The organism is Phreatobacter aquiterrae (assembly GCF_053471285.1).
The window spans coordinates 450,153-472,492 of sequence record NZ_JBJPHW010000002.1 but is presented as its reverse complement, the minus strand read 5'-3'; the positions used below and the strand labels follow the sequence as shown (position 1 = coordinate 472,492).

19 protein-coding genes are annotated in these 22,340 nt (G+C 69.5%); 5 read left to right on the top strand and 14 right to left on the bottom strand.

Translation table 11 applies throughout. The features are described from left to right. Positions 1 to 214: 214 nt before the first annotated feature. Positions 215 to 1,393: an ABC transporter substrate-binding protein gene (locus ACJ4V0_RS04775; protein ID WP_448298413.1), complete on the bottom strand. Its 1,179-nt coding sequence runs from the start codon at positions 1,391 to 1,393 to the stop codon at positions 215 to 217. Between the two features lie 158 nt (positions 1,394 to 1,551). Between ACJ4V0_RS04775 and ACJ4V0_RS04770 the strand changes: the two genes are divergently transcribed. Beyond that, the gene (locus tag ACJ4V0_RS04770; protein ID WP_448298412.1) at positions 1,552 to 2,148 is read left to right on the top strand and encodes a DNA-3-methyladenine glycosylase I; all 597 of its coding nucleotides are present in this window, start codon (positions 1,552 to 1,554) and stop codon (positions 2,146 to 2,148) included. 254 nt (positions 2,149 to 2,402) lie between these two features. On the opposite strand, the gene ACJ4V0_RS04765 is transcribed toward ACJ4V0_RS04770, so the two are convergent. Further along, on the bottom strand, positions 2,403 to 3,410 hold the full coding sequence (locus tag ACJ4V0_RS04765; RefSeq protein ID WP_448298411.1) for an acetyltransferase domain-containing protein: 1,008 nt from the start codon (positions 3,408 to 3,410) through the stop codon (positions 2,403 to 2,405). Positions 3,411 to 3,584: 174 nt separating this feature from the next. On the opposite strand from ACJ4V0_RS04765, the gene ACJ4V0_RS04760 reads away from it, so the two are divergent. From ACJ4V0_RS04760 to ACJ4V0_RS04750, 3 genes are all read left to right on the top strand, one after another. After that, positions 3,585 to 4,208 (top strand): HD domain-containing protein, encoded by a 624-nt coding sequence (locus ACJ4V0_RS04760; RefSeq protein ID WP_448298410.1) that lies wholly within the window; start codon positions 3,585 to 3,587, stop codon positions 4,206 to 4,208. A gap of 113 nt (positions 4,209 to 4,321) precedes the next feature. Beyond that, positions 4,322 to 4,846, top strand: a complete 525-nt coding sequence (locus ACJ4V0_RS04755; RefSeq protein ID WP_448298409.1) for a tyrosine phosphatase family protein — start codon at positions 4,322 to 4,324, stop codon at positions 4,844 to 4,846. Between the two features lie 159 nt (positions 4,847 to 5,005). Next, positions 5,006 to 7,813, top strand: coding sequence for a DUF2339 domain-containing protein (locus tag ACJ4V0_RS04750; RefSeq protein WP_448298408.1), 2,808 nt, complete (start codon positions 5,006 to 5,008; stop codon positions 7,811 to 7,813). Between the two features lie 4 nt (positions 7,814 to 7,817). On the opposite strand, the gene ACJ4V0_RS04745 is transcribed toward ACJ4V0_RS04750, so the two are convergent. Then, positions 7,818 to 8,819 carry a WD40 repeat domain-containing protein gene (locus tag ACJ4V0_RS04745; protein WP_448298407.1) on the bottom strand — a complete coding sequence of 334 codons (1,002 nt, stop codon included), beginning with the start codon at positions 8,817 to 8,819 and terminating at the stop codon, positions 7,818 to 7,820. 124 nt (positions 8,820 to 8,943) lie between these two features. Between ACJ4V0_RS04745 and ACJ4V0_RS04740 the strand changes: the two genes are divergently transcribed. Beyond that, a complete protein-coding gene (locus ACJ4V0_RS04740; protein ID WP_448298406.1) occupies positions 8,944 to 9,570 on the top strand; it encodes a histidine phosphatase family protein in 627 nt (208 codons plus the stop codon). On the opposite strand, the gene ACJ4V0_RS04735 is transcribed toward ACJ4V0_RS04740, so the two are convergent. The 11 genes from ACJ4V0_RS04735 to ACJ4V0_RS04685 form a co-directional block, all read right to left on the bottom strand. Next, positions 9,571 to 10,701, bottom strand: coding sequence for a CaiB/BaiF CoA transferase family protein (locus ACJ4V0_RS04735; protein ID WP_448298405.1), 1,131 nt, complete (start codon positions 10,699 to 10,701; stop codon positions 9,571 to 9,573). Between the two features lie 121 nt (positions 10,702 to 10,822). Then, positions 10,823 to 11,134 (bottom strand): helix-turn-helix domain-containing protein, encoded by a 312-nt coding sequence (locus ACJ4V0_RS04730; protein ID WP_448298404.1) that lies wholly within the window; start codon positions 11,132 to 11,134, stop codon positions 10,823 to 10,825. Positions 11,135 to 11,165: 31 nt separating this feature from the next. Continuing rightward, complete coding sequence (locus ACJ4V0_RS04725; RefSeq protein WP_448298403.1) at positions 11,166 to 11,447, bottom strand: BrnT family toxin; 282 nt, start codon at positions 11,445 to 11,447, stop codon at positions 11,166 to 11,168. Positions 11,448 to 11,506: 59 nt separating this feature from the next. Then, complete coding sequence (locus ACJ4V0_RS04720; RefSeq protein ID WP_448298402.1) at positions 11,507 to 12,088, bottom strand: amino acid synthesis family protein; 582 nt, start codon at positions 12,086 to 12,088, stop codon at positions 11,507 to 11,509. Next, positions 12,085 to 12,951, bottom strand: a complete 867-nt coding sequence (locus tag ACJ4V0_RS04715) for a UPF0280 family protein (protein WP_448298401.1) — start codon at positions 12,949 to 12,951, stop codon at positions 12,085 to 12,087. Before ACJ4V0_RS04715 ends, ACJ4V0_RS04720 begins: the two co-directional genes overlap by 4 nt. A gap of 2 nt (positions 12,952 to 12,953) precedes the next feature. Next, positions 12,954 to 13,412, bottom strand: a complete 459-nt coding sequence (locus ACJ4V0_RS04710) for a MarR family winged helix-turn-helix transcriptional regulator (protein WP_448298400.1) — start codon at positions 13,410 to 13,412, stop codon at positions 12,954 to 12,956. Then, positions 13,409 to 14,917 (bottom strand): 6-hydroxynicotinate reductase, encoded by a 1,509-nt coding sequence (locus tag ACJ4V0_RS04705; RefSeq protein ID WP_448298399.1) that lies wholly within the window; start codon positions 14,915 to 14,917, stop codon positions 13,409 to 13,411. The genes ACJ4V0_RS04710 and ACJ4V0_RS04705 overlap by 4 nt, the downstream gene beginning before the upstream one ends. After that, the gene (locus ACJ4V0_RS04700) at positions 14,914 to 17,727 is read right to left on the bottom strand and encodes a molybdopterin-dependent oxidoreductase (RefSeq protein ID WP_448298398.1); all 2,814 of its coding nucleotides are present in this window, start codon (positions 17,725 to 17,727) and stop codon (positions 14,914 to 14,916) included. The genes ACJ4V0_RS04705 and ACJ4V0_RS04700 overlap by 4 nt, the downstream gene beginning before the upstream one ends. Beyond that, positions 17,727 to 18,590, bottom strand: a complete 864-nt coding sequence (locus ACJ4V0_RS04695; protein WP_448298397.1) for an FAD binding domain-containing protein — start codon at positions 18,588 to 18,590, stop codon at positions 17,727 to 17,729. Before ACJ4V0_RS04695 ends, ACJ4V0_RS04700 begins: the two co-directional genes overlap by 1 nt. After that, positions 18,590 to 20,296 carry a hydantoinase B/oxoprolinase family protein gene (locus ACJ4V0_RS04690; RefSeq protein ID WP_448298396.1) on the bottom strand — a complete coding sequence of 569 codons (1,707 nt, stop codon included), beginning with the start codon at positions 20,294 to 20,296 and terminating at the stop codon, positions 18,590 to 18,592. The genes ACJ4V0_RS04695 and ACJ4V0_RS04690 overlap by 1 nt, the downstream gene beginning before the upstream one ends. Beyond that, on the bottom strand, positions 20,293 to 22,332 hold the full coding sequence (locus ACJ4V0_RS04685; protein WP_448298395.1) for a hydantoinase/oxoprolinase family protein: 2,040 nt from the start codon (positions 22,330 to 22,332) through the stop codon (positions 20,293 to 20,295). The genes ACJ4V0_RS04690 and ACJ4V0_RS04685 overlap by 4 nt, the downstream gene beginning before the upstream one ends. Between the last annotated feature and the right edge of the window lie 8 nt (positions 22,333 to 22,340).

The window sequence follows — 22,340 nt, the reverse complement described above, 5'->3', positions numbered from 1 at the left end:
CGGACGACCAGCCCTGCATCAGGCAAGTGCGTCCTTCGAGGGTCGCTGCGCTCGCACCTCAGGATGAGGGAGGTGGAGCGGTTGCAACAGCGTGGTCTGGCCGCACCGGCGGAACCGCCGATGCGCGAAGTGCCGGTCTCCCCCTCCTCATCCTGAGGTGCGAGCGTGAGCGAGCCTCGAAGGACGCACTCAGCCGATGCAGGGCCTCAGGAGATCACCACCGCATCTGGCACTGGGCGGCGTAGACGTCCGTGTAGTTCTCGAAGATGCGCTCCACGATCTCGGTCTGGAACTTGCCGTCCGGCCGCTTGGCGGCGCGCACGGTGTAGAAGTCCTGGATCGGATAGTGGTTGTTGGCGAAGCGGAAGCGGCCACGCAGCGAGGTGAAGTCGGCCTTGCGCAGCGCCGTGCGCACGGCGGCGCGGTCGGCGAGGTTTCCGCCCGTCGCGGTGACGGCGCTGTTGATCAGCATCGCCGCGTCGAAGGCCTGCATGGCGTAGGAGCCGGGCACGTGGCCATAGGCGGCCTCGTAGTCGGCGACGAACTTCTTGTTCTGCGGGTTGTCCATGTTCGGCGCCCAGGTCATGCCGGCGAGCATGCCGATGGCGGCGTCCTGCTGGGCCGGCAGCGTCGATTCATCCACCGTGAAGGCGGAGAGGAAGGGTACGCGCTGGGTGAGACCGGCCTGGCCGTACTGGCGCACGAGGTTCACGCCCATGCCGCCCGGCATGAAGGTGAACAGCGCGCTGGCGCCGGAGGAGCCGATGCGGGCGAGTTCGGCGGAGAAATCGAGATGGCCCAGGGGGGTGTAGACCTCGTCGACGATCTGGCCGCGGAAATGCCGCTTGAAGCCGGCCATGGCGTCGCGGCCGGCCTGATAGTTCGGGGTGAGCAGGAACACCTTCTGCATGTTCTGCCGCTGGGCGTAGGCGCCGAGCACCTCGTGAACCTGGTCGTTCTGGTAGGAGGTGACGAAGAAGTTCTCGTGGCAGCCGCGGCCGGCATAGCTGGACGGGCCGGCATTGGCGCTGATCAGGAAGGTGCGCTGCGAGTTGACCACCGGCGCATGGATCGCCTGCAGGATGTTGGAGAAGATCGGACCGACGATGAAGTCGACCTTGTCGCGGTCGATGAGCGCCTGCACGCGCTGCACGGCGACGTCGGGCTTCAGTTCGTCGTCGACGACGATGACCTGAACCTCCCGGCCGCCCATGCGGCCGCCGAGCTGGCGCACCGCGAGCTGCAGGCCATCACGTGCCTGCTGACCGAGGACGGCAGCAGGGCCGGATAGAGTCTGGATCACGCCGATGCGGATCGGCTCCTGTGCCTTGGCTGGAATGGAGGCGAAGGCCGCGGCCGCGCCGAGCGCCAGGGGAACGAGAATGCGCTTCATCGAAAACCTCCCACCCCGAGGGGAACTCGGGTCCAAAGCCGCCCCGGGCTTGTCCGTGGTCGCGGCCGATGCGAAGGCATTATCGCCGTGGAATTTTCGCGAACAACCCCGTCCGTAAAAAATATTTTAAGTGTAAAATAATTCGGCAGGAGACCCGAATGTTGCTCACCGATCACGCAGACGGCAAGCCCCGGTGCTGGTGGCCCGGCCACGACCCGCTCTACGTCGCTTACCACGACACGGACTGGGGCGTGCCGGAGCGCGACGACCGCGCCCTGTTCGAGAAGCTGATCCTCGACGGTTTCCAGGCCGGCCTGTCGTGGATCACGATCCTCCGCAAGCGCGACCATTTCCGCAAGGTCTTCGACGGCTTCCGCCCCGAGGTGATCGCCAGCTATGCGCCGGACAAGGTGGAGGCGCTGATGGCCGACCCGGGCATCATCCGCAACCGCGCCAAGATCGTCGGCACGGTGAAGTCGGCCGGCATCTATTGCGACATGATGGGGCGCGGGCAGGGCTTCGCCGACTACCTCTGGGGCTTCGTCGACGGCCGCCCCCTCCAGCCGGATTTCAGGGACCGCTCGCAGGTGCCGACCGAGACGGCCGTGGCGCAGGCCATCTCGAAGGACCTGAAGGCGCGCGGCTTCACCTTCGTCGGCCCCACCATCGTCTATGCCTTCATGCAGGCGGTGGGCATGACCAACGACCACATGGTCGGCTGCTTCCGCCACGAGGAGGTGAAGGCGCTGGCGTGAGGGGCTGGATGCGCTTGAGAGCCAGCGCCCTGCATCGGCCGAGTGCGTCCTTCGAGGCTCGCCACCGGCCGATGCTGGGGCATCGCCGGGGCTCGCACCTCAGGATGAGGGGGGTGTGAGCGGCACCACGGTTGAAATGAATCACGACGGTCACACCCTGGCCGGCCCCGATGCAGGCCTCCAACCCACCTCATCCTGAGGTGCGAGCCTGGAAGGCGAGCCTCGAAGGACGCACTTGCCTGATTCAGCGCGCCTCACTCCCCCTGCGTGCAGATGCGCGCGATCTCGCCGACCCGCGTGCGCTCGGTCGTGCTCATCTGTCCCGACAGCGCCTGTCCCCAGAGATTGTCGCGCTTGAGGCCGTCGGCCGTGCAGGTGCAGGCATCGCGGCAGACGTCTTCCGCCTGCCCGTTGCTGATGCAGGTGCGCATGCAGGCCTCGACGAAGGGGCGCGTATCGCTGTCCGCGATCGGGCGCTGTGTGGCCGCTCCCGGGAACAGCCACATCCAGCCGAGGATGAGGCCGATCAGGACCGGCTGGTGAACCAGATAGACCGGTAGCGAGTGCCGCCCCATCGTGGCCACGAGCGCCGCCGGCCGTGAGGTCGCCCGCCAGGCGGCGAGGCGCTCCTCGCCGACGATCCGCAGCGCAAGCCGCGCCGCGACGATGCCAGCGAGGACGCAGCCGAACCAGGGCAGCAGCGGCACGAAGTCACCGGAGCGGATCGGCCGGTCGCCGAGCCCGATCCACAGCAGCAGGTCGCTGTTGAACAGCGGATGGACGCCGAGATGCGGCAGCGCGAAGGCGGTCACCGCCGCGCCTGCGACCGCCAGTGTGGGCAGCAGGAGGAAGGGCAGTGCGAGGACGCTCGCCACCGCGATGTGGTGCAGGATGCCGAAGAACACATAGGCATCGGGCATGAAGGCATAGGTGCCGGCCGTGACGAGGGCGGCAGCGCCGGCGACGAGCGCCAGCCGCCGGAGGTAGCCGGCGGTGTCGAGCCGCTGGCGCGTGGCGAGGACGAGGCTTGCCCCGACCAGGGCGAGGAAGGAACCGGCGATTGCGTGGGCGAACCAGCGCCAGCCGGCATGGGCGACGATGTCGGTCGCGATCAGACGGTAGAATGAGAGGTCCCAGGCGAAGTGGTAGATGAACATCGCCATGAGCGCCGTGCCGCGCGCCACATCGACGAGGTCGATCCGGCGCGGACCCGGCCGGTCCTTCGGGCGGTCCGGCAGGCGCCCTTCGGCGGCGATCGTCATGCGGCATCCTTGCGAAACGGCGGCCCCTGGGGCGGGACACGCTGCAGCAACCCGGTTAGCGCGCCGCCGTTCCGCCGTCCACCTTGACCGGTCGGCCCGGCCCGCTGCGCCGAGCCGCCTCGCTGCTGCCAAAACCGGTCTTGCCGGTGTGCGGCGAAGCAGGCAGGAAAGGCCATGGCTTCCCGTCCGTCCCCCTCCCGGCAGAGCGCGCCGCGCGCCTGGCAGCGCATGTTGTCCGGCCGCCGCCTCGATCTGCTCGATCCCTCGCCCCTCGACGTCGAGATCGAGGACATCGCCCACGGCCTTGCCCGTGTCGCCCGCTGGAACGGCCAGACCACCGGGCCGCACGTCTTCTCGGTCGCTCAGCACTGCCTGCTGGTCGAGGACATCGCGACGCGCCTGAAGCCCGGTTTGGAGACGCGCTGGCGCCTCGCCGTGCTGCTGCACGACGCGCCGGAATATGTCATCGGCGACATGATCTCGCCGTTCAAGGCGGTGATCGGCGGCGACTACAAGGCGGTGGAGGCGCGATTGATGGCGGCCATCCACATCCGCTTCGGCCTGCCGGCCGTGGCGCCCGCCGAGATCGCGGCCCTCACCAAGAAGGCCGACCACATCGCCGCCTTTCTCGAGGCGACGCAACTCGCGGGTTTCGGGCTGGACGAGGCCGCCGCGATCTTCGGTTCGCCGGCCGGCGTCTTCGGCGGCGCGAAGGGCGTGCCGCCGGTGCTCGTGCCGCTGGAGGCCGAGGCCGCCAAGGCCGCCTATCTCGACCGGTTCACCGCCCTCGGTGGATGAGGGCGCATCCCGCGCCCGTCGGCCGGAGACTGCGACATCTCCCTCATCGCCGTGTCGCCTGTGTCGCGCTATCTGTTGAACGTCCCCGATTCCGGGACCCGAGGAGGTTGTCCATGGAGGTTCACGTCTGTTCGCTGTCGCGCCTTGCCGCGACCGTCGAGGCGACGGGCGCGCGCCACGTGGTGACCCTCATCAACCAGGGCACGGCGGTGCCGCGTCCCGCCGCCGTCCAGCCCGAGGATCACCTCTTCCTCGGCATGAACGACATCGTCACGCCGATGGACGGCTATGTGGCGCCGGGCGAGACCCATGTCGACCGCCTGCTCGGTTTCGTCGATGGCTGGTGGCAAGGCCACGGCACGGCGAGCCCGCTCGTCGTCCACTGCTGGGCGGGGATCAGCCGCTCCACCGCCGCCGCCTTCATCACCGCCTGCGCCATCCACCCGGGACAGGACGAGGACGACCTTGCGCGCGAACTGCGCCGTCTCAGCCCCAGCGCCACGCCGAACCTGCGCCTCGTCGCCCTCGCCGACCGCAAGCTCGGCCGCGACGGTCGCATGGTGGCGGCGATCGAGCGCATCGGCCGCGGCCGCGACGCCTACGAGGGCGAACCCTTCTCGCTGCGGCTGCTGCGCTGATCGTTCCGGGCCGCCGGCGAGACTTTCGCAAGACCTTCCGGTGACAATCGGTCCGGTGCGCGGCATCGGGCGGAAATGTTGCGGGCTCATTTCGCGGACGCTCTGCTGGCGCATTCCGCGTCGGCGCATGTCGAATTCGGCCTCGGGAGGCCGCACCGGATGGAAATCGTCTTCGGCGTTCTCGTCGCCATCGCCGTCGTCTTCGGCCTGCCGATCCTCGCCATCGCCGCCTTCATCCGGTCCGGCGATGCCAAGCGCCGCCTTGATGCCGTTGAACTGCGTCTCAGGCAGACAGAAACCGAATTGGGGCTGATCCGGGCCGGCCTCGCGTCAGGCCAGCCGCTGCCCGTGGCGCCCGTCATCCCCGCCGTCGACGCCGGGCTGGTCCCGACCGGGGAGCCGCCGGTCGCCGCGCGTCCCGACGAACCTCTTCCCGTTTCCGAGCCCGCTGTCGCCGAGCCCGCTGTCTCCGAGCCCATCCTGGCCGCCCGGCGCACGGTTCCCGCCGTCACCAGCGCCGGCCCGCTGGACGCCGTCGACCCGCTGGACGCGCCGCCGGCCGCCGCTCCTCCGCCTGCACCGCCCGCCAATCTCGGCGGCTTCGAGGAGACCATCGGCTCGCGCTGGGCCGTCTGGGTCGGTGCCGTCGCCCTCGGTCTCGGCGGTATCTTCCTCGTGCGCTATTCCATCGAGCAGGGACTTATCGGCCCGGGCATGCGCATCGCCCTCGGCCTGCTGTTCTCCATGGCGCTGCTCGCCGGCGGCGAATGGCTGCGTCGCAGCGACAAGGGCCTGCCGACCCTGCCGCTCGCCGACATCCCCTCGGCGCTGACGGGGGCCGGCTCGGTCGCCGCCTTCGGCACCATCTACGCCGCCCACGCGCTCTACGACTTCATCGGGCCGGCCTTCACCTTCGTCGCGCTGGGCGGCGTCGGTATCGGCACGCTGGTCCTCGCCGGCCTGCACGGGCCGCTGCTCGGCGCCATCGGTCTCGTCGCCGCCTTCGCCGCACCCTTCCTCGTCGCCGCCAAGGACCCGAACCCCTACGTCTTTCCGATCTATGCGGCGATCATCACCGCGGCCTGCTTCACCCTCGCCTGGATCCGCAACTGGTCCTGGCTGCGCCTCGCGGCCACCGCCGTGTCGGTCGGCCTCGGCGCGCTGACGCTGGTCGCGACCTCGGGCGGCGCTTATCCGAGCCTCGTCCAGGCGCTCGCCGGCATCGTCACCGCGGCCCTCTTCGTCGTTCCGGGCATCCGCTTCGCCGAACCCCGCGAGCGCGGCGGCGACGTGGTGGCGACGGCCATTCTGTCCGCCTTCGCACTTCTCGGCATGCTCGCCGTGGCCGAAGGCCAGCGCGAGATGACCGCCGTCGCGCTCTACCTGCTGCTCGCGGCCGCCGTCATGGCGCTCGCCTGGCGCGCGCCGTCCGTCACTGTCGCCATTCCCGTGACCGGCCTATTCGCGCTCCTCATCCTGCTCGGCTGGGCCGTGGGGATGAAACCGTCCGGCCTCGCCGATCCGCTCGGCGTGCCGCCGGAGTTTCCGGCGACGCTCTCGCGTCTGACCTGGTCGGGCCTTGCCTTCGCGCTGCTCTTCGGCATCGGTCCGGCGTTCCTTGGCGTCTGGCGCCGCCAGCGCGAGGCCTGGGTGGTGCTGACGCTTGCGGCAACCTCGGTCGTGGTGCCGCTGGCGATCCTCGCCATCGTCTATGGCAAGGTCGAGGGCTTCGTCATCTCGCCGCGTTTCGCCGCCCTCGCCATGGTTCTGGCGGCGAGCTTCGGCGCGGCAACGGAGGCCGCCCATCGCCTGCGCTCCGGCCAGCGGCCGGGCCTCGCCTCGGCGTCCGCGCTCTACGCCATCGGCGCGCTGGCGGCGCTCGCCTTCGCGCTCACCCTGCTGCTGGAGCGCGCCTGGCTGACCCTGGCGCTCAGCCTGATGATCGCGGGCATCGCCTGGGTTTACACCTTCCGGCCGCTGCCACAGCTGCGCTGGGTGGCGGCGCTGGCCGGCGCTGGCGTTCTCGTACGGGTCCTCTGGGACCCGGCCATCAACGGCTTGGATGTCGGCCAGACGATCGTGTTCAACTGGCTGCTGCCGGGCTACGGGCTGCCGGCCCTCGCGACCGCCGTGGCTTCCGTCATGCTGCGCCAGCGGCGCGGCGAGGATGCGCCGGTCCGCATCCTCGAGGCGCTCGCCCTGGTCTTCACGGCGCTGCTGGTGATCGTCCAGGTGCGCCATGCCTTCGGCGCCCACGGGCTCCGGCTCTTCGCTGCCCCCATGCGCTTCCCCGAGGCAGCAACCCATACCGTCACCATGCTCGCCTTCGGCCTCGGCCTGTCGCGCCTCGCCGCGATCCGCACCGGCGCGCTGTGGGAGAACGCCGTTCTGGTCGTCCGCTATGCATCCTGGGCCTGGATCGCGGTCGTCATGGGCTTTGCCTTCAATCCCTGGTTCACGGGGGCCGATGCCGGCCCCCACCCGATCATCAACTGGGCGATGCTCGGCTACGGCCTCGGCGCGTTGCTGGCGCTGGCGGCCGCCGTCTTTGAGCGGCAGGCGGGCCGGGCCGTCGAGAGCCGGATCATGGGTCTGTTCGGCCTCGCCATGCTGGTCAACTACCTGAACATCACGGTGGCGCTGCTCTTCCGCGGCGAGGTGTCGCTCCGCGACATTTCGGATGCCGAGCTCTACGCCTATTCCGCGGTGTGGCTGGTCTTCGGCATCGCCCTGCTCGCAGCCGGGGCCTGGCTCGGCAGCCGCACGCTGCGCCTCGCCTCGGCAGGCATGGTGGCCCTCGCGGTGCTGAAGGTCTTCCTCGTCGACATGGCCGGGCTCACCGGGCTGTGGCGGGCGCTGTCCTTCATCGGCCTCGGCCTGGTGCTGCTGGTCGTCGGGCGCGTCTACCAGCGCGTCCTCGGCATCGCCCAGGCGCGGGCGCAGGCCGCGCCGCCCGCGGGCGGCTGACGGCTCAGAGGATGGCGAGGCCCGCCTTGCCGCTCTCGGTGCCGAAGGCGACAGCCTTGCCGTCGGCCCGCCAGGCGAGCGCCGTGATGGCGTCACCGTCCGGTTCGCGCATCAGGATCTCGGCGCCGTCCTCGATCCGGCAGAGCAGGATCAGGCCGTCGGCGAAGCCGGCACCGATCACCGGCGCGCCGGGGTGCCCGGCGACCTGCGTCACCCGGATGCCGGCCTTGGCGGCCGGTGCGATCATGGTGGGGGTCGCGCCCATCGGACCGTTCTTGCCGGAGAAGGGCCAGAGGATCGCCTCGCTCGCGCCGGACGTCGCCAGGAACTTGCCGCCCATGGCCCAGGAGATGGAGCGCACCTTGCCGGGGTAGCCGGACATGCGCATGTGCTGGCCGTCCTCGAGCCGCCAGCCGTGCAACTGCGGCTCCTGCATGGTGGTGAGGACGAAGCGCTGGTCGATGCTGACGGCGACGCCGAGATGCGAGCCCTTCCATTCGAGACGGACCGGCTCGCTCGTCACGTTGGGATACCAGAGCGTCACGCCGTTGTAGTGGGCGATGGCCAGCCTCAGCCCCTTGGGGAAGAAGGCGAGGCCGCCGACGGCGGAAGGAAGGGCCAGCGATTTGGCTTCCCCCTTGGTCTGCGAGACGAAGGCCTTGCGCCCGGCGCTCCAGGCGATCGCGCCGTTGGGGCCGAGGGCGACGCGGTCGATCCAGGTGCCGCCGCTGTCGTGGAGCACACGCGGCTCGCCCTTGCCGTCGTAGGCGATGACGCGGCCATCGTCGCCGCCAGTCAGGAGCAGCGTTCCGTCGCCGGCCGTATCCAGAATGCCGCCGTCGTGCAGGCTGATCCGCTTTTCGGCCTCGCCCGCCACGACGACCTCGCCCGACGCGAGGACGAAGACGGCCTCGTCGCCGAGAAAATGCGCCGCCAGAACCGGCTCGCCCGTCGCGATGGGGCGGATGCGGTCACGGATGGAGGGGCGCTGCGTCTGGGCGGTCATGGCGTCTTGCTAGCTCAAGGCCGGGCGGAAGGCGAGGGGGAGAACAGGGGATGAGGGCCCTCGCCCCTTTGACATCGGCCGCCGGCTGGTTCATGCCAACGCCCGATTTTCCAGGAGATGCCCCTTGGCCAGCGGAACCCCGACACAGGTCGCGCCGACGCTCGGTTTCGACGCCATTCAGGACCTGGCGCGTGCCGTGCCGTTCCGGCCGCGCCTGTCGCGCCTGATCTTTCTGCGCCACGGCGAGACCGAGGGCAACCGGAAGGGCATCTACCAGTTCCCCGAGACGCCGCTGAACCAGACCGGCGAGGCGCAGGCGGCCGAGGCCGCCTCGATCCTGGCGCTGGCGTCGATCGTGCGTGTCGCGGCAAGTCCGATGATGCGCGCCTGGCGCACCGCCGCCGTGGTCACCGACGGCCGCGACGTGACGCCCGAGCCGGACGCCGCGCTGCAGGAGCGCATGTACATGGGTCTGTTCGGCACGCCGGTCGGCACGCTCGACTGGCGCGTCGATCCGCCGGCCTGCGAGCGGCTGTCGACCTTCGTTCACCGCACCGGCCATGCGCTGTCGCGCTGGATGGCGCAGGAGGACGATCCGGAGGGCGACGTGCTGATCGTCTCGCACGGCGGCGTGCTGCTGGTGCTGGCGGCGCTGACCGGCGTCGATCTCCATACCGAGCTCAGGCGCAATGCCACGCCGATCCTGTTCTCCCGCACCACCGGCGGCTGGGAAGCGACCGCGGCGGGGTAGTCAGCCACCGAACTCCGCCTTCACCGCCGCCGTGTGCTGGCCGAGCGCCGGCACCGGCCCGAACTGCGGCGTCGCGCCATCGTGGATCGCGGCAGGCGCCAGCAAGCGCTTGCGGCCAGCCGGGGTCTCGACCTCGATGTAACGGTTCTGCGGATGGACCTTGAGGTCGTCCAGCGAGGAGACGCGGCCATAGGCGACCTTTGCCTTCTCGAGCTTCGCAACGATCGCCTCGCGCGGCACCTTCGCGAAGGCGGCGAGGATCAGCGCGTCGAGCGCCGGGCGGTTGGCGACGCGCTTGACGTTGGCGTTGAAGCGCTCGTCCGTGGCGATGGCGGCATCGCCCAGAACGTTCTCGCAGAGCGAGGCCCATTCGCGCTCGTTCTGGATGGAGAAGAGGATCGCCTTGCCGTCGGCGCAGGGATAGGCCCCGTAGGGCGCGATCGTCGGGTGATTGAGACCCGAGCGCGGCGGATAGATGCCGCCATAGGCATATTGCAGGTAGGGCACGTTCATCCAGTCGGCGAGCGCGTGATAGAGCGACACGGCGATGTGCCGGCCCTCGCCGGTGATGGAGCGGCCGATCAGCGCCTGCAGGATGGCCTGGAAGGCGGTCATGCCGGCGGCGATGTCGCAGACGGAGACGCCGACGCGGGCGCGGCTGTCGCCCTCGCCGGTGATCTCGGACAGGCCGGATTCGGCCTGCACCAGCAGGTCATAGGCCTTCAGGTGCTGCCACGGGCCTTCCTCGCCATAGCCGGAGATGGAGCAGGTGATGAGGCGCGGATGGCGCCTGCGCAGCGTCTCCATCCCGAAGCCGATGCGCTTCAGCGCGCCGGGGGCGAGGTTCTGGATGAACACGTCGGCCTTCGCGACCATCGCCGCCAGCACCGCCTGGTCGCCTTCGTCTTTCAGGTCGAGGACGACCGATTCCTTGCCCCGGTTGAGCCAGACGAAATAGGCGCTCTCGCCATCCACCGCTCGGTCGTAGCGGCGGGCGAAGTCGCCCTCGTCACGCTCGATCTTGATGACGCGGGCGCCGGCATCGGCGAGACGCGAGGCGGCATAGGGCGCCGCCACCGCCTGTTCGACGGAGACGACGAGGAGGCCGGCAAGATCGGTCTGGGACGACATGGACGTCAGCACTCATCATGGAGACAGGTCGCTTCTCCATAGCGAGGCCATGCGGCCGCGGTCCATAGGGCACGGCCACGCGGCAGGGCTGGTGGCCGCTCCCGGAATGGACGCGCGGCGCTCAGGAGGCGAGCGCCCTGTCCACCGCCTCGCGTTCGGTCTCGATCACCGTGATATAGGCGAGGAAGGCGCTGTCCGGCATGGTGCGCCCCTGCTCGATGTCGCGCAGGCGGGCGAGATTGATGCGGTAGCGCCCGGCGAATTCCGGCTGGCTCAGACCGAGGGACTGGCGTAGCAGTCGCACGCGCCTGCCGGCGACGCCACGGTCGAGTTCTTCCTCGGTCGAGGGCGGATTGTCCGGATCGTCGAGCGCGTTCTGCTCGATCTCCTCCGGTGTCATGGCGTCGAGACGAGCGCGGGTCTCGGGCGACATCCTCGGGGGATTCCTGGGGTCGATGATCAGCCTAGCCTTGACCATAGCGTTTGGCCTCCGTCCGATTGGCGCGCCTCGCCGAGATGATCCAATGGATCGAGCCACGCCGCGTGTAGACGACCGTCATAAGCCGGCCGTCGTAGTTGCCGACCGTCCTTCTCCGATCCTCACCGTTCGACGCCCGCGTGACGTCAAAATCGATCCGCTCCGGATCGGAAAAAACGTCAACGGCTTCATGGAAGCTGAAGCCGTGCTTCTTCAGGTTTGAAGCGGCCTTGCCATCATGCCAGTCGAAATCAAGCGACGATGCCATACCATATCATACGGAAAATCCGTATGATATGCAATCATCGCGAGTGTTTCTAACTATCCTCACCTCTGCCCGTCGCGCTTCGCGATCTGGTCCTGCGTCAGTCCGCCCATGCGCGGATGCGGGCGCCCGCCGGTGGTCATGGCCAGCGCGAAGAGGATCTCGTCGGCGCGCGGACTGTCCTGGACCATCAGCGTTACGCCGTCGAAGTGCGAGCGCACGTAAGCCGCGTTGCGGTGATGGATCGGCACGTCGAGGATGGCTCCCATGGGGCCGACCTTCGTCATGGACGGCACGATGGACAGCGCCTCGCCCAGCAACTCGCGCATGGCATAGCCGCCGGGCACGTGCCAGAGCGCGCCATGCTCCAGTTCACCGGCGGCACCCACCAGCGAGCCCTTGCCATAGGCCTCGATCGCCGCGGTGTCGCCGCCCAGCGCGTTGAGAAGCTTCGTCGAGCATTCGAGGCCGAGCGGCTTCAGCGCATCCATCATCGGCTGGATATCCTCGACATAGCGGCCGGCGAAGGGGTTCTTCAGGATGGCGGCCACCCAGCCCTTCAGGATGGGCTTTGCGAGCTTCGGCCCGCCGTCGTGGCGGACCTCCTCGACGCCGACGACGATTTTCCTGACGTCGATGGTCATGGTCTCATCTCCCTGAGGCTTTGTGTCTGTCCGAGCACGCACGTTTCGCCCTTCAGGACGATAGCAGCGTCGCGAATGAGGCCCCGCTGGCGGAACTGCTCGGCGCGGGTGCGGCCGGCGTCGAGCGCGGCGGCGATCTGCGCCTGCGTCAGCGCGCCGACGGCGGTTGTCACGAGGTGGTCGCCGAGGTCGCTGTCGGGGTCGAGAGCGCGAGCCGGACTGCGGCGGACCTGCGGGTCGTCGATATCAACGGCGTTGGCCACGAGGGTCGCCGCGACATCCGCGGATGCGGCATCGCGGGCGAGCACCGTGACGGAATCGGCAATGCCAAGCGAGAAGGACCGCCCCTGCGCACCCGAGGTGGCGATGCCGCCGATGCCGTCGGTGTCCTTGAGGGTGATGCGGCCGTTGAGCGCCGGGATCGAGCCGCGCGAGAAATCCGCGGCGACCGCGATCTCCATGGTCTCGCCCTCGGTCAGGTGGATGGCGATGTCGCCGCCGTCATTGACGAAGGCGCGGTCGAGCGGGGCTGCCTCAACCATGCAGTCCAACAACTCGTCGGCGACGGCCCCGGCGACCGCCGCCATCGGGGTCACGAAAATGCCGGCATGGGGCCGGCAGGCGGCGACCATGCGGCGCGCCACCGGCGTCGTCACCCGCGGCCGGTCGCTCATAGGCTTGCGCAATTCGGTGAGCTCCCCGGCGAGCTCGGGCAGGATCGTCCCGAACCTTGCGATGGCCGCGTCATAGGCGTCGCGAACGGCGGTGGAGGCCCCCCAGGCGCGCAGAATCACGTCGATCGGGCCGTGCTGCAGGTGCAGTCGGTCGCCGTCGAGGCGCTGGATCGCGGGCGAATCCCACATCGTCAGCCGACCCGCGCCAGCAGGGCGAGCAGCGTTGCGGCCTCCTCGGTCGACAGCGGCTCCAGCGTGCGGGCCGAGACCTCCGGGCCGCGCGCCTTCATCTGCTCGACGATGTCGCGGCCGGTCGGGGTGAGGGCCAGGAGAACGAGACGCGCATCGTTCGGGTCGACGGAGGGCGAGACGAGCCCGCGCTTGGCGAGCCGCCCGGCGACGCCGAACATGGTGGCGGGGTCGATGCCGACCAGGCGTCCCAGCTGGTTCTGCGAGGTGGGCCCGAGGTCGTGCAGCTTGGCGAGCGCCGCATACTGCACGGGCGTCACGTCCATGCCGTCCATGACCTGCTCGAAAATGGCGCTGGCGCGCTGGTGGGCGCGGCGGATCAGAAAGCCGATCTGATCCTCGACGAGGTAGGGCCTGCCGGCCGGGGCCTCGCCCTGGGTCTTCAGGCGCTTTGCCGTCATGAAGGCGTCTCCGGGAACGGCCAGGGATTGCCCTCGATCCAGCCGTCGATGCGGGCTTGAGGGGCAACGTCACGCAGGATGTCGTCGATCGACACGATGTCCTCCATGTGCCCGCCGAGCCGTTCATACAGCGCCCGCGGCATGGTGAACTCGATGGGGGCGACGATGGCCGGGGTCGGCACATAGCCGAAGGCGTTCTTCGGCATGCGGGTGACGTCGGCCATGATCGTGATGCCGCCGCCGGGCCAGAGATAGACCGGCGCGCCGCCCATCGTCACCTTCGTCTCGCCGGAGGCGACCGACCGCGTCAGCAGCACCGGGTTCTCGGTGACGCCGGCGCGCAAGCTGCCGCCCGCGCCCGCCATGAACAGCACCGAGCAGAGCGAGGGCTCGCAGTTCTCGCCGATCCGGTCGACGACCTTCATCACCGCATCCGGAATCGGGGCGGGCACGGGCACGAGGTTCTCGTCCAGCACGCAGTAAAGGAAATGTTCGCCCGTGGTGGAGGTCATCAGCAGGCGCAGGCCCGGCCAGGCCATGGCCGGATCGATCTTCTGGATGATCGACAGCGGCTCCTCGATGTCCGTGCCGCCCCAGCCGATGCCGGGATTGGCGACCTGGAAATAGCGGCCGGGCGTGGATTTGCGCCCGCGCACGCGGATGCCGGCCTGTCGCATGTCGAGCACGCGGCCGGCCTGGTGCTCGGTCAGTACGCCGGTGATGTGGTCGTCGACGACGATGACCTCGTCGACATGGCCGAGCCACTGCTTGGCGAAAATGCCGACGGTGGCCGAGCCGCAGCCGACGCGCATGCGCTGTTCGGGCTTGCCGTCGACGATGGGAGCCTGGTTGGCGGCGACCACGACCTCATGGCCGCCGTCGATGGTCATCGTCACCGCCTCGCCGGCGCTGAGCTTCAGCATCGTGTCGCAGGTGACGTTGCCCTCCTTCTTGGAGCCGCCGGTGAGGTGCCGCACGCCGCCGATGGAGAGCATCTGGCTGCCGTACTCGGCCGTCGTCACATGGCCGACCTGCTCGCCGTTGACGCGGATGGGCGCAGCCTCGGGGCCGAGGTGGCGGTCTGTGTCGATCTTCACCTTGACGCCGCAGTAGCTGAAGATGCCCTCGGTCACGACGGTCACCGTGTCGACACCCTCGTGGACCGCCGAGACGATGAAGGGCGCCGGCTTGTAGTCGGGATAGGTCGTCCCGGCCCCGACCGCCGTGACAAAGGTCCGCTGCGGGTCGAGGACCTGTCCGTCCCAGTCGTTCTTGCCGAACTCGACAAGCTTGCCGCCGCTCTCGACCGTCCTTGCCAGCAGCACCACGGGGTCGGTGCGCACGAGCTGGCCGTTCTCATTGGCATAGCGCGAGCAGGCGCCCGCGCGGCCCGGCCGGATGCGGCAGAGCACCGGGCAGGCATCGCAGCGCAGGATGCCGTCGCCTTCGTCCGCGCCGAACTTCTTCGATCGGGCCGCGATGGACAGTTGGTCAGTGGCGGTCATTCCGCGGCCTCCTTCGCCTGCATCGCATGCCACAGCCGGTGCGGCAGGACAGGCACCTCGGTCATGCGCACGCCGACGGCGTGGCGGATCGCGCCGAGAATGGCCGGAGCCGTGGCGACGAGCGCCGGCTCGCCGACGCCCTTGGCGCCGAACGGGCCCTCCGGCTCGGTGTCCTCGATCAGGTGGATGGTGATCTCCGGCATGTCGCCGGCGGTGGGGATCAGGTAGTCGTGCAGGTTCTCGGTGCGGCCGGGGAGGTATTCCTCCATCAGCGCAAGGCCCAGCCCCTGGGCGATGCCGCCGTGGATCTGGCCTTCGGTCAGGGTCGGGTTGATGGCTCGCCCGACATCGTGGGCGGCTACGATGCGCCGGACCTTCACCGTGCCGAGCAGGCGGTCGACCTCCACCTCCGCCACCTGCGCGGCGAAGCCGTAGGTCGCGTAGGGAATGCCCTGGCCCTTGGGATCGAGGACCGTGGTCGGCGGGTCGTACTCGCCCTCGCCGGCCAGCACGATGCCGGTTTCGTCGGCAGCAAGGCTCGAAAGGTCGATCGAGCGGCTCGCCTCGCCGTCCATGACGACCAGCCGCGGCCCGTCGAGCCTCAGTCTTGCCTCATGTCCCGCATTGGCGAGCGCCAGGATCCTGGCCCTGAGGTCGGCGCCTGCGAGCTTCGCCGCATTGCCCGAGACGAAGGTCTGGCGCGAGGCGGAAGTCTTGCCGGCATCGAGGGTCAGGTCGGTGTCGCCGATGACGAAGTCGAAGGCGGCTGTCGGCAGGCCCAGCGCATCGGCGGCGATCTGCAGCAGCACGGTCGAGGAGCCCTGTCCGATGTCGACAGCGCCATTGAGGAAGGTCAGGCGACCGTCCTTCGCGAGCGTGATCCGCATCTTCGACGGGTTTGACATGGAGGTGTTGCCGCAGCCGTACCACATGCAGGCGACCCCGACGCCGCGCGCCGTGCGACTGCCTGTGGCGTTGTGCGCCTCCGCTTCGGCCATCAGCGCGTCGTAGTCGGCCTTCACCGCGTCGAGGCATTGCGGCAGGCCGGCCGAGGCGTGGAGCACCTGACCGGTTGGGGTCCTGTCACCGTGGTCGATGGCGTTGATGCGGCGGATCGTCCAGCGGTCGATGCCGAGGCGGTCGGCGAGATCGTCGATCAGCGTCTCGCCGGCGATCGCCGCCTGCGGCACGCCGAATCCGCGGAATGCGCCGGCCGGCGGCTCGTTGGTATGCACGGCGCGCGTGGCGTTCTTCACATGCGGCACCTTGTAGGGCCCGGTCGCATGCACCGGCACGCGATTGGCCACCGTCGGCCCCCATGAGGCATAGGCGCCGGTGTTGAAGTCGCCGGTCATCTCATAGGCGGTGAAGCGCCCCGCGGCGTCGGCCGACATGCGCGCGTGGATCTTCGAGGGGTGCCGCTTGGTCGAGGATGCCATGCTCTCGGTGCGCGAATAGACGATGCGCACCGGCTTCCTCAGAAGCCACGCCGCCGCGGCGATGAGCGGCTGCACCGAGACGTCGAGCTTGCCGCCGAAGCCGCCGCCGCAGGCGGTCGGAACGATGCGGACCTGGCTCATCGGCACGCCGACGACGCGGGCCACTTCCTCCTGATCCATGACGGCGGCCTGCGTGCAGGCGGTGACCTCGATCCTGTCGGAAGAGTCGTCCCACGCGATGTCTTCACGCGAACCGGTGCCCACTTCGCTTGAAATCGCTTTTGTCCGGACCGCAAACCCCGCCTCGGGCTCGATATAGGCGTGTTCGACGAAGCCGGTGCGGAAGCGCCCCTCTGCGGTAGTCGCGCCCATGCGATGGCCTTCGTTCACGTCGCCGGTCTCGAGGTAGCCGCGGGTGAGCACGTTGTCGGGAATATTGGCATGCAGCGGCGTCGCTCCAGCCGCCAGCGCCGCCTCGACGCCGATCAGCGGCTGCTGGACCTCCCAGCGGATGGGGAGGTCGGCATCGGCGACGGCTTCTACCGCCTCGCGCGTACCCACCAGCGCCAGTACCGCCTCGCCGCGATAGCGCACGAAGCCGGGGGCCAGCACCGGCTGGTCCTTCAGCGTCGGGAAGATGCCGAAGGAGTTCTCGCCCGGAATGTCGGCGGCGGTCAGGATCGCCGCGAGGCCCGGATGGGCCACCTTCACGGCATCGAGGTCGCCCAGGGTGAAGCGGGCGCGGGCATGGGGCGAGCGCACCGCGCGCAGCCAGAGCGCATCGGCGGGGGCAAAGTCGGCGCCGAAGCGGTCGGTGCCCAGAACCTTCGGCAATCCGTCGGCCCGGGCGATGCGGGCGCCGACGGCTTCACCGGCCTCCGCCACCGGCGCGAAGCTGTCGATGCCGCGCGCCACCGCGTCGATGGCCTCGATGATCTTCACATAGCCGGTGCAGCGGCACAGAACGCCGCCGATGCCGTCCTCGATCTCCTGCCTGGAGGGCGAGGCATTGCGCGACAGGAGGTCCGTCGCCGCCATGATCATGCCCGGCGTGCAGATGCCGCACTGGGCCGCGCCCTGGGCGAGAAAGGCGGCGCGCAGGCGGTCGACCAGCGGGTTCTGTGCCTCGATGGTGATGATGGCGCGGCCCTCGGCCTGTGCCGTCGCCACGAGGCAGGCGCAGACCTGCGCCCCGTCCATCAGCACGGTGCAGGCGCCGCAGTCGCCGGCATCGCAACCGATCTTGGTGCCGGTGAGCCCCAGCCCCTCGCGCAGCGTGTCGGCAAGGCTCGCGAAGGGGGCCGCCTGCACCGGGCGATCGGTGCCGTTGACGGTCAGCCTGACGGTCCGGAGCACGGGATGGTCGAGCATCAGGCGGCCTTCCGGCTGGCGGTGGAGGCAAGGTCGGCGAGCGCGTCGCGCACCAGCGCCTCGGCCGCGGCGAGACGGTAGGCGGCGGTGGCGCGCACGTCGTCGATGGGGTTGAGGGCGGCGAGGTGCGCGGCGGCAACGACGCTGCTGGCTGCCGCGAGCGGAACGCCCTTCAACGCAGCCTCCAACCCGGCCAGCCGCTGCGCCGCGGCCGAGCAGGCCCCTACCGCGATCCGCGCCTCGGTGATCTGCCCGGCGGCGTCGGTCGCCACCACGGCCGACACCATGGCGATGGAGATGACGAGATACTTGCGGGCACCGAGCTTGAGGAAGGTCGAGCGCGCGCCTTCCAGCTTCGGCACGATGAGCGCCGTGACGATTTCGTCGGCCTTCAGCGCCGTCTGCCGGTAGCCGGTGACGAAGGCGGCGAAGGGCAGGGTGCGCGTCCCCGTGCGGCTTGCAAGTTCCACCTGCGCGTCGAGCGCGAGCAGGTTTGGGATGCCGTCGCCGGCGGGCGACGCCGTGACGATGTTGCCGGCCAACGTGCCGAGGTTCTGCACCTGGACGCCGCCCACCTCGCGCGCGGCGCGCCGCCAGCCGTCGAACAGCGGCGGCAGGTCGGCCGTCGCGAGGTCGGTCCAGGTCGTCATGGCGCCAAGCCGCCAGTGACCTTCTTCCGCGCTGATGCCCTTGAGACCCGGCACGGCGGAGATGTCGAGCACGTCCCTGTGGGCCGGATCGCCCCAGGCGCGGCGGGCGGTGCGGACCGGATAGACGTCGGTGCCGCCGGCGAGCACGGTCACGTCGTGCTGAGCCCTGATGGCGAGCGCCTCCGCGAGGCTGGTCGGGCGGAAGTAGCGCATCAGCCCCTCCAGCCCCAGAGCGCCTCGGCCTCGGCTGCGGTGTAGTAGCCGCGCGCCACGTCGCGGGCGACAAGCGCCGGATCGCGCTTCGCCGGGTCGCCATAGCCGCCGCCGCCCGGCGTCATCACCTCGACGCGGTCGCCGGCGCGGATGCGCAGCCCCTGGTCCTTGGACAGATGCTCGGGAATCGTCGTCTCGTCACCGCGATGGATCTTCACGACGTTCGGCGCGCCGTCCTTGCCGCCGAGCACGCCGGGCGGACCGAAGCGGCCGTGGTCCATGACGAAGGAGGCGCGCGCCTCGCCGCGCAACAGCTCCACCTCGTAGTGGACGCCGAAACCGCCGCGCGTCTTGCCGGCTCCCCCCGACCCCTCGCGCAGCGCGAAGCGGCGGAACAGCACGGGATAGTATTGCTCCATCACCTCGACCGGTGCGGTCTTGGAGATTCCGATGGTCGAGCAGCCATTGGTCAGCCCGTCATGGCCGGCATTGCCGCCATAGCCGCCGCCGGTGATCTGGTACATGACGTAGCCGGCGTTTTTCGCGGGATCGAAGCCGCCGAGGGCGAAATTGCCGGACGTGCCGGCGGGCGCCGCTGTTACCTTTTCCGGGATCGCCTGAACGAGGGCGAGGAACACCGCTTCCGCGATCCGCTGCGAGACCTCCGCCGCGCAGCCGGAGACGGGGCGCGGATACTGCGCGTCGAGGAAGGTGCCCTCGGGCTTCAGCACGGTCAGCGGCTCGAAGGCGCCGGAATTGATGGGAACGTCCGGGAAGATGTGCTTCACGCCGAGATAGACGGACGAACAGGTCGTGGCGAAAACCGAGTTCATCGGCCCCTGACAGGGCGGGGATGACTCCGAAAAGTCGAAACTCATCGTCTCGCCGGATTTCGTCAGCGTCAGCGCGATGCGCAGCGGTTCGTTCACGACGCCGTCGGAATCGACGAAGCTCTCGGAGCGGTAGACACCGTCGGGAATGGCGCGGATCTCGGCGCGCATCCGCTCGGCGGAGCGGGCGCGGATCTGCCGGATCGCCTCGTCCAGTGTCGCCGTCCCATATTTTGCGACGAGGTCCATCAGCCGGGTTTCGCCCACCAGCAATGCCGCGGCCTGGGCCTTGATGTCGCCGATGCGCTGGTCGGCGATGCGGATGTTCGACGAGATGATCGCGAAGATCTCCGCATCCATCTCGCCGCGCTTGAAAAGCTTCACCGGGGGGAGCCTCAGGCCCTCCTGCTCGACCTCGGTCGCATGGGCGGAGAAGCCGCCCGGCACCATGCCGCCGATGTCCGGCCAGTGTCCGGTGTTCTGCAGCCAGCAGAACAGCTGGCCGTCGACGAAGACCGGTTTGGCGAAGCGCACGTCCATCAGGTGGGTGCCGCCGAGATAGGGGTCGTTGACGATGTAGATGTCGCCCGGCTCCGGCTTGCCCACCTTGCCTTCGCCGATCAGGCGGATGATGTGCCCGGTCGAGTGCTGCATCGTGCCGACGAAGACCGGCAGGCCGAACTCGCCCTGCGAAATCAGCGCGCCGGTGTCGCGGTCGTAGATGCCGTCGGCGCGATCGTCGGCCTCGGCGATGACGGGAGAAAACGCCGAGCGCGAGAAGGCGATGTCCATCTCGTTGCAGACCTGCTGCAGGCCGGCCTGGATGACCGCGAGGGTCAGGGCGTCGATGGCGGGGGGCGGAGCGTGGACGGTCATGCCTTCACCCTCAGGTTGCCGATGGCATCGACGGTCGCCACCGCCCCCGGCTCGATGACTGTGGTGGCGTCGATCTGCTGGATCACCGCGGGGCCGGTGACGGAGGCGCCGATGGGCAGGGCGTCGCGGGAATAGACCTTCGCCGGCCACCAGCGCCCGTCGGCATGGACCTGCCGCTCGCCGATCACCGCGTCGGCGGCGCTGGCCTTGCGGTCGGCCGCGTTCAAAAGCGCCGACAGCGGGAAGGCGCGGCGGCGGCCGATCACCGACGTCACGAGATTGACCATCACCGCGCGGATTTCCGGCAGGCGCACCTGGAAGCGGTGGAAATAGGCTGTCTCGAAAGCCGCCTGGATCTCCTCGCGCGTCACGTCCGGCGAGGAGAGCTGCACGCGGATGAGGTGGGTCTGGCCGCGGAACTGCATGTCGGCGCCGTGGATGACCACCGTCTCCTCGATCTCGGCCTTCTCCTCCTCGACCACGGCGAGGGCGCTGTCGCGCTGCGCCGTCATCAGGCGCTTCACCTCCTCCATGTCGACCTGGTCGAGCGGCCTGTTGACCGTGTTTACCCGGTCCTGCCGGAGATCAGCGACGAGGCAGCCGAGGGCATTGGTGAGACCGGGCCGCGCCGGCACCAGCACTTCGGGAATGCCGAGCTCGCGGGCGAGCGCCACGGCATGGAGCGGACCTGCGCCGCCGAAGGCGAAGAGCACGAAGTCGCGCGGGTCGTAGCCGCGCGACAGGGACACCATGCGGATGGCGCCGGACATGTGGACGTTGCCGAGGCGGATGACGGCCGCGGCGGCCTCCTCCACACTCATGCCGAGGGGCGCGGCGAGGTCGCGCTCGAAGATGGCGCGGATGTCGGAGAGCGACGCTTTCGCCTGCACCGCCGTCAGCCGGTCGGGGTCGAGCCGCCCCAGAATCAGGTTGGCGTCGGTGATGGTCGGCCGCGTGCCGCCGCGCCCGTAACAGATCGGCCCCGGTTCCGAGCCGGCCGAATGCGGGCCGACCTGCAGCATCCCTGCGGCGTTTACGGAGGCGATGGAGCCGCCGCCGGCGCCGACGGTGCGCACATCCACCATGGGGAGGTGGATGGGCAGGCCATAGTCGATGGTCAGTTCCGCCGAGACCTCCGGCACGCCTCCGTGGATCAGCGCGACGTCTGTGGAGGTGCCGCCCATGTCGTAGGTGATGGCATTGGAAAGGCCGGACTGGCCGAGGGTCGCGGCAGCCGCCATGACGCCGGAGGCCGGGCCTGACATGACGGTCTTGGCGGCCTCGCGGGCCACCATGCTCGCCGGCACCGTGCCGCCATTGCCGTTCATCACGAGGAGGTCGTGGGCAAATCCCTTCGCCGACAGGTCGCCCTGCAGCCGCTGCACATAACGGTCGAGGATGGGCTGCACCGCGGCGTTGACGCTGGCAGTCGTGCCGCGCTCGTACTCGCGATACTCCGACAGGAGTTCGTGGCCGAGCGTCACATAGGCGTTCGGCCAGACGCTGCGGACGATCTCGCCGGCCCGCAACTCGTGCACCGGGTTGGCGTAGGAGTGCAGGAAGTGGACGACGATGGCTTCGCAGCCGGCGGCGGCCAGCGCCTCGGCTTCGCGTCTCACGGCCGCTTCGTCCAGCGGGGTGACGACCTGCCCTTGAGCGTTCATGCGCTCGGCCACCTCGCGGCGGAACGGCCGCTCGATCAGCGGTTCGAAGGTCCCGGTCATGCCGTAGGCTCTCGGCCGGGTGCGCCGGCCGAGCTCGAGGATGTCGCGGAAGCCTTCCGTGGTGATCAGGCCGACCCTGGCGACCTTGCGCTCCAGCACGGCATTCGTGGTCGCCGTCGTGCCGTGGATGATGAGGTCGAGGTCGGCCGGGCTGACGCCCGCCGCTTCAATGGCCCTCACCACGCCCACCGCCTGGTTGGCGATGCTGGTCGGCACCTTGGCGAGCCTCACGGTCACGCCAGCACCGTCCTGCTCGGTCAGGAGCAGGTCTGTGAAGGTGCCTCCAACGTCGATGCCGGCAACGCGCCTCACGATTCACG

Excerpts from the sequence above, each read along its gene's own strand:
- ACJ4V0_RS04765 (WP_448298411.1), bottom strand. The coding sequence starts at position 3,410 with ATGACGATCGCCGCCGAAGGGCGCCTGCCGGACCGCCCGAAGGACCGG.
- ACJ4V0_RS04695 (WP_448298397.1), bottom strand. The coding sequence starts at position 18,590 with ATGCGCTACTTCCGCCCGACCAGCCTCGCGGAGGCGCTCGCCATCAGG.
- ACJ4V0_RS04705 (WP_448298399.1), bottom strand. The coding sequence starts at position 14,917 with ATGACCGCCACTGACCAACTGTCCATCGCGGCCCGATCGAAGAAGTTC.
- ACJ4V0_RS04775 (WP_448298413.1), bottom strand. The coding sequence starts at position 1,393 with ATGAAGCGCATTCTCGTTCCCCTGGCGCTCGGCGCGGCCGCGGCCTTC.
- ACJ4V0_RS04725 (WP_448298403.1), bottom strand. The coding sequence starts at position 11,447 with ATGGCATCGTCGCTTGATTTCGACTGGCATGATGGCAAGGCCGCTTCA.
- ACJ4V0_RS04690 (WP_448298396.1), bottom strand. The coding sequence starts at position 20,296 with ATGACCGTCCACGCTCCGCCCCCCGCCATCGACGCCCTGACCCTCGCG.
- ACJ4V0_RS04730 (WP_448298404.1), bottom strand. The coding sequence starts at position 11,134 with ATGTCGCCCGAGACCCGCGCTCGTCTCGACGCCATGACACCGGAGGAG.
- ACJ4V0_RS04750 (WP_448298408.1), top strand. The coding sequence starts at position 5,006 with ATGGAAATCGTCTTCGGCGTTCTCGTCGCCATCGCCGTCGTCTTCGGC.
- ACJ4V0_RS04745 (WP_448298407.1), bottom strand. The coding sequence starts at position 8,819 with ATGACCGCCCAGACGCAGCGCCCCTCCATCCGTGACCGCATCCGCCCC.
- ACJ4V0_RS04720 (WP_448298402.1), bottom strand. The coding sequence starts at position 12,088 with ATGACCATCGACGTCAGGAAAATCGTCGTCGGCGTCGAGGAGGTCCGC.
- ACJ4V0_RS04755 (WP_448298409.1), top strand. The coding sequence starts at position 4,322 with ATGGAGGTTCACGTCTGTTCGCTGTCGCGCCTTGCCGCGACCGTCGAG.
- ACJ4V0_RS04700 (WP_448298398.1), bottom strand. The coding sequence starts at position 17,727 with ATGCTCGACCATCCCGTGCTCCGGACCGTCAGGCTGACCGTCAACGGC.
- ACJ4V0_RS04710 (WP_448298400.1), bottom strand. The coding sequence starts at position 13,412 with ATGACGGCAAAGCGCCTGAAGACCCAGGGCGAGGCCCCGGCCGGCAGG.
- ACJ4V0_RS04760 (WP_448298410.1), top strand. The coding sequence starts at position 3,585 with ATGGCTTCCCGTCCGTCCCCCTCCCGGCAGAGCGCGCCGCGCGCCTGG.
- ACJ4V0_RS04715 (WP_448298401.1), bottom strand. The coding sequence starts at position 12,951 with ATGTGGGATTCGCCCGCGATCCAGCGCCTCGACGGCGACCGACTGCAC.
- ACJ4V0_RS04770 (WP_448298412.1), top strand. The coding sequence starts at position 1,552 with ATGTTGCTCACCGATCACGCAGACGGCAAGCCCCGGTGCTGGTGGCCC.
- ACJ4V0_RS04735 (WP_448298405.1), bottom strand. The coding sequence starts at position 10,701 with ATGTCGTCCCAGACCGATCTTGCCGGCCTCCTCGTCGTCTCCGTCGAA.